Below are 13,102 nucleotides of genomic sequence, written 5' to 3' on the forward strand. Positions count from 1 at the left end.
TGTTGGGGAGTGTGATGCTTTTTCAACGTGGTAAAGATGTGGTACGTAAACGCAAGCTTTGACCAATTTACACCGTGTTCAGTAATGTGATAATTGGTGCTTTTATTGTTTATATGCAGCCGCCTACAATGTGGATGATAGCGATTTTAGTGCTGTTAGTACCATTAACCTTACTTACTATTCGTTCAACTAAATTTTGTGACAGTTGCGGACAAGCGAGTCGATCACCTTTCTTTATGAAGCCACCACAAGTGTGTAGTCACTGTAATAAGCCGCTTAGCTGATTAACGTTACTAAATTATCTACTAAAAAAGCCATCATGACTCTTCGATATATAAAGAAAGACAATGATGGCTTTTTGTTTATGGAGGATACTGTAAACGAGGTTTAAGCTTTCGCTGTCAGTGGAAAGGTTTCAAATTGAATACCTGACCAGCCAAACTTCATGAAGTGACGAATGTTCTGATGATCGTCATTGTCAGGATGTGCTAATACATCGTTACGATAGTACTGACCAAAACAAGCCAATGTTTCTTGCTTTGAAAGCTGGTTTAATTTCGCAAAAGCAAAAATTTTGCACGAACCTTCATTAGTGCCTGCGTAATTTTTTAGCGTATCGTTATCCAGACCGTTGTAAAACGTTGCTGCTTGATAATCATAATGCTCTGCGATCACTGCCATAACTTGTGGAAATTCGACACTTTCTGGGGCGTTTTTAAGTGCTTGTAGTAATGCGTCCATTTGAGTTTTTCTCCTTATAAAAAAGGTCAGATTTGATCTGACCTTTATGTTACAAAATCTATAGTGTTAAAGCTGAATTGATTAACGCTGCTTTTTCGCTTGGTTCTTAAGCTCGTAATCTAACTCGTCTGGGTAGATCACTAAACCTTCTTGATCTTGAATTGGGAACACCACGATAGCCAGTTCGTCATCTTCAAGGCCGTGAGTCCAACGGCTATGCCATTTATTTAAAGAAATAGACTCAGCTTTACAGTTATCCCATTCACCAGTTGCCCATGCCTCGGCAAACTCTTTGTTTGACCATACAGGTACGCAATCTTCGTCGTCTGTATTTAGCATTACGCAGCCGTGTTCATCGATTAGGATCCAAATTTCGCGGTTAGCGACAACTTCTTTTACTAAATGCTTATAACGCTTTTCTGCATCAAAACCTTGGATTGTTTCAATTGCTGTCGCATCTAATGGCGTAGACATGATGTGATACCTTGATGATTATGTCGATTGGTTGTAAGAATAAATCAAAATAGAACAGAGATCTTGTTTTATCCTGTTGATATCACAATTTAATGGGGTTTCGCCATCTTCTGGTGCAAGATCCTTTTCAGGTTTTAATACTTTACTTAGTTAACTACACAAGGAGTAGGTGTTGTTACGTTTGTTGCTATCTGCTGCTACGGCTATGTCATTATCATTCATGATGGCGGGATGTAATTGGGTCTATTGGGATGAAGATTTTGACAGCTATAAAGATCTTTCTTTAACCAATCCTTATCCGTTTCACAAAGTGGATCATTTTGATCCCCAAACCGGGGCTGAGCGAAACGAGGTCATGGTATTAAACAATGGGCTGGTGGCACTCCAAGCGCGTATTGATATGATCCGTAGGGCGAAACAAACTATTGAGGTGGAGTACTTTATTTTCTCTCCTGATATGAGTGGGAAAATCTTGGTACAAGAGCTGGTAGATGCCGCTAAAAGAGGTGTAAACGTTCGGATCTTGATTGATAAATCCGCCACTGTTTTTGAATTTGATGAGTTTTATGCCGAAGGATTGAAACCTTATGGAATAGAAGTGCGTTATTACAACGCTGCGCCTATCTATTATGTCTCGACTATTAACTTTCGTAATCACCGTAAATTGTTAGTAGTTGATGATCGCGAAGCAATCACTGGTGGTCGAAATGTTGAAAATGATTATTATGATTTATCTGAGCATTATAATTTCCTCGATCGTGATTTATATGTAAAAGGCTCAATAGCGAAAGCGATGCGTGCTTCCTTTGATGCTTTTTTTGAACATGAAATCAGTGAGCGTTATCAAGCGCCCGAAATACCGAGTAGTCGTATCGAGTTACAAAAATACGAACGAAAAATGTCTGATGTAAAAGCCTTTCTCGCGCATAACCCACATGAAGCAGAGACTCGAGCAAAGATTGAAGCGATTGCTCGACCTGTATTAGCGTCAAAACCTTTATATTCCTGTCCTGAAATGACCTTTACCTCTGATGCGCCAGGTGGCTCGTTTTGGACCCGATTTAAAGATCCGTATAGCGATAATTACCGTTTTTTGCGTAAGACTATTTTCGATAAGGTAATGACGGTAGATAAAGGCTTGATTCTCGCCTCGCCGTATTTATTGAATAATCGCAAGTCAGAACACTTAATGCATGTGTTACTTGATAAAAATATCGATATGACTTTGTACAGCAACTCATTATCGTCAACGGATGCAACCTATGTGGCTGCTCAGCTTTATACCCATGTTTACGATTGGCAAGCAAAGGGGATGAAAGTGTACCTCCATGCTGGTGAATGGTTAGATGAAATGACAACGATTAGCCCATCCATTCAATCTGCACGGTGGGGGATGCATGCGAAAACCCAAGTGTATAAACGTAGTGGTGCAGGGCAAAACGAAATCATGGTAGGTACCTACAATATTGATAATCGCTCAAATCACTACAATGCAGAAATGGCACTATTTTGTCGTGGTAATGATCTGCTGGTTACCGAGGTAGAGCAAAGTATTCTTTCAAGAGCGAACAATGGCTATCAAATTGTTGGGAAAAACCAAGCAGTAGATAGCGAAAGAAAGGCAGTAAATGTGTACGGTGCAGGCGATCCTGATACCACAAAAATGAAGTTTATGTGGTTACCATCATGGCTGTTTAATTTCTTACTATAAGTAAAATGTAAATATATTCATACAATAAAATACAAGTAATTAGATATGAAAAAGATATTTATGTCTTATATTTTATTGTCAAAATGAAAATAGTATAAAAATATTACGTCAAAAAAAGATATATATTGAATGAATAAGGTCATGAAATAAAAAATATATTATTTCTTTCGCATTTTAAAATGCAAAATAACTAGTGTGTTTTTTCTTTATGTCTCGCTATTAATACGAGGCATGATATTGATTTTTTGCCTATATTGTAAAAAAGAGGGAAATAAACGATATCAGAAAAGGTGACCGCAATGGTAGCACAGTGTGATAAGAAAACATTTAAAGCTCAACTCGTTGCTATTGGCTGTACTTACGAACCTTGGATTGCGTTATTGGAGCAAACAGGATGGAAAACACATTGTTGTTATGATCTTCGTACAGCTGATGCTATCTTAGAAGAATACAGTCCTTGTATTTGTATTGTAGACTTAAGCAATAATGATTTTAGTTTGAACAGTATTTCTTTAAGGGCGAATAAAACTAAACAAGTAAAATGGATAGCTGTTATTAAAAAAGAGCAGCTAGATATGGATGCAATTTGCCAGTTTATTAATAACTACTGTGTTGACTATTTTTCAATTCCTATTCCATCGACGCATTTATTAGAAACTGTTGACTACCAACTAGGGATGTTAGAAATTGAAGCTAACTCATGGATAGAAATAGATGCTCAACAAGATATAGGTTTATTTGGGGAGTCTAAATCGATTAAACATTTAAAAGATATGGTGCGTCGTGTTGCAATGACAGATGTAAATGTCTTTATTAGTGGGGAGCAGGGAACAGGGAAAGAACTTATCGCAAATTCAATTCATAGTTTGAGTAAGCGTAGAAACGAAGGTTTCAACATAATTAACTGTGCATCACTGACCGAAGATGATGAAAAAATCGCTTTTCTCGATCCGGAAAGTAAGCATGTTACAGAGCATACAATCAAAGAGGGAACAGTATTATTAAACGGTGTTGAAGAGTTATCTAAATCGTTACAACAAAATCTGTTAGCTTATTTACAGCAACCTACTAAAGATACATTAGATGATACAAGAGAGTGTGATGTTCGGGTTATTGCGTGTTCAAGTGCAAATTTAGAGCAGGCGATTTTAAATGAAACTTTCAGCAAAGAGCTGTATTATCGTCTTAATGTTTTCCATATTTCAGTTCCGACGTTACGTGAAAGAGGGGCTGATATCATCGCGCTAGCTGAGTATTTTCTGCAAAAATATTCGAGAGAATATAATACTATCGCAACCCAATATAATGAAGAAGCCAAGCAATTATTGCTGAGATACAATTGACTAGGAAATGTGCGCGAATTGATTAACCAAATTAAGCGAGTTTCATTATTAACGGATGGTAATGAAGTTGGAGTAGAGCACTTTGACTTACCTAAGAAGATTAATATGAAGCAAAGCTTAAGAAATATTAAAGATGAAGCGGAAAAAGACGTACTGGTTGCGGTATTAGAAACGCATCGAGGTCAAGTTGCATCAGCGGCAAAAGACTTAGGTGTATCTCGTGCCACCATGTATCGACTGCTGAATAAACATAATATCGTTCCTGATGTTCGTTACTATAATGGTTCGAATTACGCGCAAGATTAATGTTTTACTAATACAATGAAGCCCACTTATCAATGAGTAAGTGGGCTTTTTTGTGTCTTTATTATGTATCAGCAAGAGTGAGATTAAATAGCAGAGGGCAGTGATCACTTAACTGGTATTGTTCAACTTGATGTTTAGCAAACTGAATTTGTTGAGCGCTATTTAATATGAAATGAACACTACTAAAACCATGATCGATAAGTTGTTTGTATTGGCGGTAATACACGCGATTGTTTTTGGTCACCTTAGCAAGGCAATTACCATTGATATTCTGACTGAGCCATTTGAGTGGTTTATTGGCGGAACTTGAGATAAAGCTATTATTGATTGATGGTGACTGATGAATACGGTGGTTAAAGTCACCCACGACAATAAACGGTACTTGCTTCGTTTGTTGATTATTTACCCATTGTTGAACTATTTGGCGCTGCAAATTCAATGTACGGCAGGCTTTCTTTTTATTATGGCTTAGTTGCTTTGGATAAAAACAGCCAGATTTGAGATGAAGGTTGGCTATTGTTATCGCATTATTGTTCAGCTTTATACTGATTACAGCGCCATAGCGTAATTTCTGTTGGTAGTGGGATGTTAAGCCTAATGAAGCGGCAGGAGAGCTAAGATCACTGATGTCATTAAGTTGTTTGGCAGAAATAGACGTTTTAACCGCAAAGCCTGTGAATTGATTTATCCCATTGAATTTATCTTCCTCGCTCATCATTCTTGATGACATAAATACTTGATACTGATCTTTGGGGAGTACCCGGTAGAGATTTTTCGCTGAGTTCACTTCTTGAAAGGCGAGTACATCAGGTTGATGAGTAAGAAAGATTTGTTTTAATGCTTGGTAGTCTTTTGCTGTTCGTTGGATGTCGTTTCTGGGATGATCCGCTAACCATTGAAAATTCCACGTCATTAACGTGAATGAATTTGCCTGACAAACACTAGCGAGTATGAATTGAATCGCAAAAAAGAATAAATACGGGATCAGGTACTCCTTATTTTTACGTTAAATTTTAAAGTGTTATTATAATATTTATGATGAAAATTCAGTTTCACTGTTACTGGTAAACGTAATTTTCTGGAGTTAGTTATCACACCACTTGAAAGCCACTCTCAATATAGTATGCAGTGTGTTATCTCAAACAAAATCTAGAGCCGCACTGTTCACTTCGTCTTAAAAGGAATCAAAGATGGAGATATTACTGCTTGACCCCGAGGTTGCGTGGGGAAAATTTAAGATCCTTGCGTGGTTTGCTGCTTTATCTATTGTGTTGGTCTATGTCGTGCTGCGTGTCGAAGCATATATGAAGTGTAAGTCATTAACCGTTAAAAGCGTTGTGCTTAAGTGCTCTTTTCTACCGATATTATTTTTAACGGTAGGCTACATAGAGCATTTAGATCGATTTTATAGTTTTGCGATTCAACCTAATGGCAATGTTATTTTGAACTATGTATTTCCAGAAGGGAAAAAGGTAGCGCTACAGCCAGAAAAAGCATGGATAGATCATGATCGTGCTGGGTGCGCTGTGTATATTAAAGCACAAGGTGAGCGCTATAAAAGTGTAATGTCTGTACGATCATCCAAATGTCGCCAAGCCGTTGAAGCGATATAACAAAACAGCCACTGACGGTTATCAGTGGCTGTTTATCTTGTATTGTTCAATGTGGTATTTACTAAGCTGCAATATAGCAATTACGTCCTGCTTCTTTGGCACTGTATAAATTGTTATCCGCCGTTTCGATAAATTGTGTTGGACGCTGATCGGGATGGTATGTCGTAATGCCTTGGCTAATGGTGACGATATTACTGATATTTGAACCTGGGTGGATAATAGCGACTTTAGATAAGTTTTCTTGAATACGCTGTGAAACAAGAATTGCACCATCTAAATCGGTATTTGGCAGCAATACAACAAACTCTTCCCCACCATAGCGAGATACACTATCGATTCCTCGTAGTAGGCTTGCATCAATGATCTTTGCCACGAGCTTTAGGCATTCATCGCCTGCAATGTGCCCCTGAGTGTCATTGAAGTTCTTAAAGTAATCAATATCAATCAAAATCATCGATAGCGGAATGTTGAGTCGTTTCGCGGTATTGATTTGCCTATCCAACTCAGATTGAAAGAAACGACGATTTTTAATTTGTGTTAGCTGATCACGAGAAGCGAGATGATTAAGCTCTTTTAATAGCTTTTTATTTTCATGTTCTTGCTGCACACGATTACTAAACCAGCGATAAAGCACACGGCGACCTGATTCTACAATAATGGCGGTGATAGCCAGCTTTTCAAATGAAAAGAGGTAAGTGAATCTGTCATCTTGCAGGGTTACCCAAGTGCTAAACAATAAAATTGGCACTACTGCTAAATATAATGCATCGCGATAGGTATAAAAGCCGAGCAAAGCAACCATAATCATGAGGTTGGCAATAACCTCAGCTGTCAGTGTTGAACCGGAAAAATTACCAAGAATTAAGACGGTTGCTCCCCAACTTAAGCCATAGACAAAGGTATAGAATGCTGCGACATAACGGTAGTTGGATGGCTCTGACGTTCGATTGAAATAGGCTAACCCAAACAGAGATAGTACAATTTGCCAGCAAAACTGGGCTGTGAGTACATATGTCGCATTATGATTGTTGTCTATGTGGTTAATCCATAATGTGGTGAGCATTACCGTTAAGATCATAAGAGAGATTTTTGATGCCCATAAAAAACCAATGCGTAGGTTCTTATAGGTAACTCTATTGATCCGCTGTGTAAGTGTTAAGCCATCCATTTATTTTATAAATCTACCTTTCTAAGTGGTCAAACAAGTTTACTTCATTAGCCATAAAAGCAAGAATTTTTTCTCAATTTTTTTTCGAAAATGACAAATAAACTTATTGACAATTGTATATAAAAAACCGCTTTCAAAAAGAATTTTGTGGCGTATCAAACGCATCGCTCGCAACGTAATCTCTCTTTAGCTGATATTGATTTGGATCAATGTTTGTTTTTGGAAAATCTCGCCTAATACCCACATCTTGTTGTTACACATATACCAAATGCCTATATTTTGTGTTTGTGTGACACTGTAATGAATCTTGAGTATTTAGGAGCCTGGTGTGAAACTTGTTGTGATTAAGCGTGATGGCTGCCGTGTACCTTTCGAAATGCAACGCATTAAAGAAGCGGTTATGGGTGCAGCTAAGTCAATCAATGACATGGAAATGAGCGAAGTGTATGCAATGTCTGTGGCAGAAGCGGCATTGGCTCAGTTTCAGCATGCTGAAGAAGTAGAAATTCACGCCATCCAAGATGCAGTAGAGAACCAATTGATGGTTGGCCCTCACCAAGCTGTTGCTCGTGCATACATTGAATATCGTCATGATCGCGATATTGCACGTGAAAAGAAAAGCCGTTTAAACAACGAAATTCGCGGCTTGATTGAACAAAGCAATGCTTCTTTACTGAATGAAAATGCGAACAAAGACAGTAAGGTGATCCCAACTCAGCGTGATCTACTTGCAGGTATCGTGGCTAAGCACTATGCGACTCAACATTTATTGCCGCGCGATATCGTAAAAGCACACGAGTGTGGTGATATTCACTTTCATGATCTGGACTACTCGCCGTTCTTCCCAATGTTTAACTGTATGCTGATTGATTTAAACGGCATGTTGACGCATGGCTTTAAAATGGGTAATGCGGAGATTGATACGCCTAAATCAATTTCAACAGCAACAGCTGTGACAGCTCAGATCATCGCTCAAGTTGCTAGCCACATTTACGGCGGCACAACGATCAACCGTATTGATGAAGTATTAGCACCTTATGTTGCCGTTAGTCATGAGAAACATTTAGAAGTGGCTAAAGAGTGGGGCATTGCTGATCCTGAGGCTTTTGCTAAAGCCCGCACGGAAAAAGAATGTTATGACGCATTCCAATCACTAGAATACGAAGTAAATACGTTACATACGGCTAACGGTCAAACACCTTTTGTTACTTTCGGTTTTGGTTTAGGTACGTCGTGGGAATCACGTTTAATTCAACAATCTATTTTGAAAAACCGTATTGCAGGTCTTGGTAAAAACCATAAGACAGCGGTATTCCCTAAACTGGTTTTCGCGATTAAAGATGGTTTAAACCACAAACAAGGTGATGCGAACTACGATATTAAGAAGCTAGCGCTTGAATGTGCTTCTAAACGTATGTACCCAGATATCCTTAACTACGACAAGTTAGTTGAAGTTACAGGTTCATTCAAAACACCAATGGGTTGTCGTAGTTTCCTTGGTACTTACGAAGAGAATGGTGAATTGATCCATGAAGGTCGTAATAACCTTGGTGTGGTAAGTATCAACCTACCTCGTATCGCACTCGAAGCGAAAGGTGATGAAGCACGTTTCTTCGAACTGTTAGATGAGCGTTTAGCACTGTCTCGTCGTGCGCTTGATGCTCGTATTTCTCGCCTTGATGGTGTGAAAGCACGTGTTGCACCAATCCTTTACATGGAAGGTGCGTGTGGCGTTCGTTTAAAAGAAGATGATGATGTTTCTGAAATCTTCAAGAATGGTCGTGCTTCTATATCACTGGGTTACATTGGTATCCATGAAACAGTGAACGCATTGTACGGCAATGAAACACACGTTTATGACAGTGAAGAACTACGTCAAAAAGCAGTAGCAATTGTTAAACGTCTTCGCGATGCAACTGATGCATGGAAGAAAGAAACAGGTTACGGTTTCAGTTTATACAGCACGCCAAGCGAAAACTTATGCAGCCGTTTCTGCGCTATTGATACTAAAGAGTTCGGTATTGTTCCTGGCGTTACAGACAAAGGTTACTACACCAACAGTTTCCACTTAGATGTTGAGAAGAAAGTTAACCCGTACGATAAGATCGATTTTGAAATGCCATACCCAGATTTAGCGAATGGTGGTTTCATTTGTTACGGTGAATATCCAAATATTCAGCACAATATCGAAGCATTAGAAGATGTGTGGGACTACAGTTACACCCGTGTGCCTTACTACGGCACTAATACTCCTATTGATGAGTGTTACGAGTGTGGCTTTACGGGTGAGTTTGAATGTACAAGTAAAGGTTTTACTTGCCCTAAATGTGGCAACCATGAACCATCAAAAGTATCAGTAACACGTCGTGTATGTGGTTACCTTGGTAGCCCTGATGCGCGTCCATTTAACTTCGGTAAACAAGAAGAAGTGAAGCGTCGCGTTAAACATATGTAATTTCATCATCATATGTGAAGAGAAAATAAATGAAGAAGTGCCTTAAACGGCACTTTTTCTTTTTAAGATTATTATTGAACAAGACATCAATGAGTGTAGGTAACCTAGATGAATTATCACAATTATTACCCTGTCGATATTGTTAATGGACCGGGCACTCGTGCAACGTTATTTGTTTCTGGTTGTATTCATCAATGCCGAGGTTGCTATAACCAAAGTACATGGCGATTAGATGCAGGGCATTGTTTTGATCAAGCAATGGAAGATCAGATCATTAATGATTTGAACGATACTCGTATCAAACGCCGTGGTTTATCGCTGTCTGGTGGTGATCCTCTACACCCAAATAATGTGCCTGATATTCTGAAATTGGTAAAACGAGTGCGAAGCGAATGTGTAGGCAAAGATATTTGGTTGTGGACGGGTTACACCTTGTCTGAGTTATCGGAGCAACAACGCGAAGTCATCGCATTGATTGATGTGGTTGTTGACGGTAAATATGAAGAAGACAAACGTGATCCATCACTGGTTTGGCGTGGAAGTGAGAATCAAGTGATTCATTATTTGAATAAAACGGAAGAATAATGTATCACGGTAGGTATTATTAACAATTTGAGTTGAAATCGGCGGCTGTTAATAAGGTTGTTGTGTTTGATTTTTATACAAAAGGTGTGATTTTTCACAATGTTAGTAAAGTTATCCACTGTTTCTGTGTATAAGTATGGGAAAAGACAGTGCATGACTTTACTGATCACAGTATGTGGATAATACGTTTAAAACATGCTGTATCAATACCTGATTGTTTTTATAAATTAATTTTATTCCTTCCAGATAAACAATCAGTTCTTAAATCATGTTTCAATAGGTAGATGAGTAACAACTTGTTACATACTTTGTGTGAAGTGATAGGTAGCACAGTATTTTATAAATTTTCAGCTGTTATATGATGGAATTATTGATAGTATAATTAACTGAAAATAATAATAAATTTACATGATTCGTGAGCTTTAAGCATTTCTATAAACACGAATGTTGGCCTTCTAAATGAAATACTTTATACAAATGGATTATAAGTATTCGTTATATAAAATGATAAGAAAATAGTTATGACTGCATATCGAGTAATGTCACAGCTTTCATCAAATAAGTACCTTGTCGCGGTATCGAATGTCTTCATTATGGCATTACCGCTGGCATTGATATCTACATTCTGTGAACTCATTGCTCTTTTTACTGATCATTACGGTTATGAGTCATTCAGTGGCACTATTCGATATGTAGGTGAAGCCACTGGGCTGATGTTTCCTATCTTGTTGAATTTCTACCTTGTTACCTACCTATCTTCCGTTAAACGAATACCTAAAGGGTTATCCATTGCCAGCGCGCTGACCGTTTATTTTATTGTCTCTTATCAATGGGGCTTTATCTCTGTCATCATGCCCTTGCCTAATAGTTTTCCTCTCTCTTTACTTACGGCCTATGTGACCTGTGAATTAATATATCGCTTAAAACAGTTTCGTATTTTCCGGGGTAGTGAACGTGATTCAGTTATCGATAGCTCGGTAAATATGATGTCAGGGGCGGTAGTTTCTATTGCAACCATGATCCTGATAAGCCAAGTGTTGCATTTTGTTTATAAAGTTGCAGTACTTCCATTTGATTTGATGCCTTCACTGGATCCAACATCATTTGTTGATGGTTTTATTTATGAATTACTGCGTGGGCTATTTTGGTCGGTAGGGATCAACGGTCATAACGTTTTACATATGTACAAAGCCGAATTGTACGACATCACAGTGATGAACATTTCGGCATGGCATAATTTTGGTTTAGATCTGAATATTATCAGTACCAACTTTTATGACTTTTTTACAGTTATTGGCGGCAGTGGTAATTTGCTCAGTCTTGTAATTTGTATGCTGTTATTTGCCAAAAGTGATGGTTATAAAGTGTTGGCGAAAGCATCATTGATCTTGTGTATCTTTAACGTTAATGAGCCTGTATTGTATGGTGTGCCAGTTATTTTTAACCCCATTATGATCATTCCTTTTCTTGTGGCACCTGCAATTGGCTTTGTTGTTGCTTATGGAGCCATGTATTTCGGCATTGTGCCGCCATTAAGCGAAATCCAAAGTTGGTTAATGCCACCTATATTGAGTGGTTATATAGCAACTGGTGGGGCAATATCAGGAGCTGTTTTACAAATCGTGATCATTGCGATTGGCGTGGCTGTTTACTATCCGTTCTTTAAAGTGATGGATAAACGTAACCTAGGTATTGGCGTTTCGGATGTTTTCTCAAACCGATTGTTTACCAGTGACGAAATTGAAGTGAAAACCCGTTTAACCAGCTTTATTCCGTCTTTACATCAGAATCTAAAAGCGCAGAAAGAGATTGAACGGCTGCAAGCAGAAGGTGAGTTTTTACTGTATTTTCAACCTCAGGTTGATGTGAAAACTAATAAAGTGATCAGTTTTGAAACGCTCATACGTTATCAAAATAATGAGGGTAAAATTCTACCTCCGACCTTTCTTGCGGCATTTAGACAGTTAGGATTAATGCCTGATTTAGATTTCTGGGTATTTGACAAGGCATTACGTGCAGGGGAGCGCTTTTCACAAGAAAATCAGCATGTGAAGCTTTCGATTAATATCTCACCTGATACGGTGCTATCGAAAAACTTTGTATCAAAGATCAAAGCGCACATTGAAGAAAGCACCTTGTCGTTTTCTCAAATTGAGATCGAAATTACAGAAGAGTTACTGGTGCAGAATGAAGTTGATGTCGCTCGTGTGATTGATCAACTGCATGATTTGGGAATAGCGGTTGCGTTGGATGATTTTGGTACTGGTTACTCATCGTTGGCGTATTTATCACGTTTTGATTTCGATAAGGTGAAGATTGACCGTACACTTGTTTTGAACCTAGATACACAACGTGGTCGTGACTTGTTTAGCCTTGCGGTGCAACTCGGTAAGATCAGTAATGCAGAGATTGTTGTTGAAGGGGTAGAAGAGCTCAAGGAAGTCGAGTTTGTCTCTTCTGTTGGTGTTCGTTACATCCAAGGCTATTACTATTATCGTCCAATGTCTCAACAAGATATTTTTGCTCAGAATTTATTGAAAGACTTTGGCTCAGAGCAAGATGAAAGTGATAACAGCCAGAGGGCAGTTACTAAGAGCGTTTAAGCTTAGGTTGAAGATAACGGGCTTAAAGGATCATTAATCAAGTCAGATAAAGTGTTAATACTTCCATATTGATGGGATATACGGTAAATTTCGTGTCCATTTT

11 protein-coding genes are annotated in these 13,102 nt (G+C 38.4%); 7 read left to right on the forward strand and 4 right to left on the reverse strand.

The window, feature by feature from the left end; all coding sequences use genetic code 11:
* Nucleotides 1-387 precede the first annotated feature (387 nt).
* Together Q7674_RS02255 and Q7674_RS02260 are read right to left on the reverse strand one after the other, a co-directional pair.
* Nucleotides 388-741, reverse strand: coding sequence for a HopJ type III effector protein (locus Q7674_RS02255; protein WP_045064574.1), 354 nt, complete (start codon nt 739-741; stop codon nt 388-390).
* Between the two features lie 81 nt (nt 742-822).
* A complete protein-coding gene (locus Q7674_RS02260) occupies nt 823-1,215 on the reverse strand; it encodes a DUF2750 domain-containing protein (RefSeq protein ID WP_305422443.1) in 393 nt (130 codons plus the stop codon).
* 169 nt (nt 1,216-1,384) lie between these two features.
* Between Q7674_RS02260 and Q7674_RS02265 the strand changes: the two genes are divergently transcribed.
* The 3 genes from Q7674_RS02265 to Q7674_RS21905 all read left to right on the forward strand — a co-directional run bounded on the left by Q7674_RS02265 (nt 1,385) and on the right by Q7674_RS21905 (nt 4,575).
* A complete protein-coding gene (locus tag Q7674_RS02265) occupies nt 1,385-2,926 on the forward strand; it encodes a phospholipase D family protein (RefSeq protein WP_244149355.1) in 1,542 nt (513 codons plus the stop codon).
* 299 nt (nt 2,927-3,225) lie between these two features.
* Nucleotides 3,226-4,269: a sigma-54-dependent transcriptional regulator gene (locus Q7674_RS02270; RefSeq protein ID WP_305422445.1), complete on the forward strand. Its 1,044-nt coding sequence runs from the start codon at nt 3,226-3,228 to the stop codon at nt 4,267-4,269.
* Nucleotides 4,270-4,278: 9 nt separating this feature from the next.
* Entirely contained in the window at nt 4,279-4,575 is a 297-nt protein-coding gene (locus Q7674_RS21905) for a helix-turn-helix domain-containing protein (protein ID WP_305422447.1), read from the forward strand.
* Between the two features lie 61 nt (nt 4,576-4,636).
* Here the strand turns inward: Q7674_RS21905 and Q7674_RS02280 are convergent, their stop codons facing one another.
* Nucleotides 4,637-5,488 carry an endonuclease/exonuclease/phosphatase family protein gene (locus Q7674_RS02280; protein WP_045064573.1) on the reverse strand — a complete coding sequence of 284 codons (852 nt, stop codon included), beginning with the start codon at nt 5,486-5,488 and terminating at the stop codon, nt 4,637-4,639.
* 277 nt (nt 5,489-5,765) lie between these two features.
* Between Q7674_RS02280 and Q7674_RS02285 the strand changes: the two genes are divergently transcribed.
* Complete coding sequence (locus Q7674_RS02285; RefSeq protein ID WP_008989601.1) at nt 5,766-6,188, forward strand: hypothetical protein; 423 nt, start codon at nt 5,766-5,768, stop codon at nt 6,186-6,188.
* 61 nt (nt 6,189-6,249) lie between these two features.
* Here the strand turns inward: Q7674_RS02285 and Q7674_RS02290 are convergent, their stop codons facing one another.
* Nucleotides 6,250-7,356, reverse strand: a complete 1,107-nt coding sequence (locus tag Q7674_RS02290) for a GGDEF domain-containing protein (protein ID WP_045064571.1) — start codon at nt 7,354-7,356, stop codon at nt 6,250-6,252.
* Between the two features lie 328 nt (nt 7,357-7,684).
* On the opposite strand from Q7674_RS02290, the gene nrdD reads away from it, so the two are divergent.
* From nrdD to Q7674_RS02305, 3 genes are all read left to right on the forward strand, one after another.
* Nucleotides 7,685-9,811, forward strand: coding sequence for an anaerobic ribonucleoside-triphosphate reductase (gene nrdD / locus Q7674_RS02295; protein WP_045064570.1), 2,127 nt, complete (start codon nt 7,685-7,687; stop codon nt 9,809-9,811).
* Nucleotides 9,812-9,919: 108 nt separating this feature from the next.
* Entirely contained in the window at nt 9,920-10,396 is a 477-nt protein-coding gene (gene nrdG, locus Q7674_RS02300; protein WP_045064568.1) for an anaerobic ribonucleoside-triphosphate reductase-activating protein, read from the forward strand.
* 521 nt (nt 10,397-10,917) lie between these two features.
* Nucleotides 10,918-12,999, forward strand: a complete 2,082-nt coding sequence (locus tag Q7674_RS02305; RefSeq protein WP_305422450.1) for an EAL domain-containing protein — start codon at nt 10,918-10,920, stop codon at nt 12,997-12,999.
* Nucleotides 13,000-13,102 lie beyond the last annotated feature (103 nt).

It is taken from the genome of Photobacterium leiognathi (genome assembly GCF_030685535.1).
Classification (GTDB): Bacteria; Pseudomonadota; Gammaproteobacteria; order Enterobacterales; family Vibrionaceae; genus Photobacterium; species Photobacterium leiognathi.

What these genes read in the sequence shown, in the direction of transcription:
- Q7674_RS02255 (WP_045064574.1), bottom strand. Translation starts at nt 741, where the DNA reads ATGGACGCATTACTACAAGCACTTAAAAACGCCCCAGAAAGTGTCGAA.
- Q7674_RS02260 (WP_305422443.1), bottom strand. Translation starts at nt 1,215, where the DNA reads ATGTCTACGCCATTAGATGCGACAGCAATTGAAACAATCCAAGGTTTT.
- Q7674_RS02270 (WP_305422445.1), top strand. Translation starts at nt 3,226, where the DNA reads ATGGTAGCACAGTGTGATAAGAAAACATTTAAAGCTCAACTCGTTGCT.
- Q7674_RS02280 (WP_045064573.1), bottom strand. Translation starts at nt 5,488, where the DNA reads ATGACGTGGAATTTTCAATGGTTAGCGGATCATCCCAGAAACGACATC.
- Q7674_RS02285 (WP_008989601.1), top strand. Translation starts at nt 5,766, where the DNA reads ATGGAGATATTACTGCTTGACCCCGAGGTTGCGTGGGGAAAATTTAAG.
- Q7674_RS02290 (WP_045064571.1), bottom strand. Translation starts at nt 7,356, where the DNA reads ATGGATGGCTTAACACTTACACAGCGGATCAATAGAGTTACCTATAAG.
- nrdG (WP_045064568.1), top strand. Translation starts at nt 9,920, where the DNA reads ATGAATTATCACAATTATTACCCTGTCGATATTGTTAATGGACCGGGC.
- Q7674_RS02305 (WP_305422450.1), top strand. Translation starts at nt 10,918, where the DNA reads ATGACTGCATATCGAGTAATGTCACAGCTTTCATCAAATAAGTACCTT.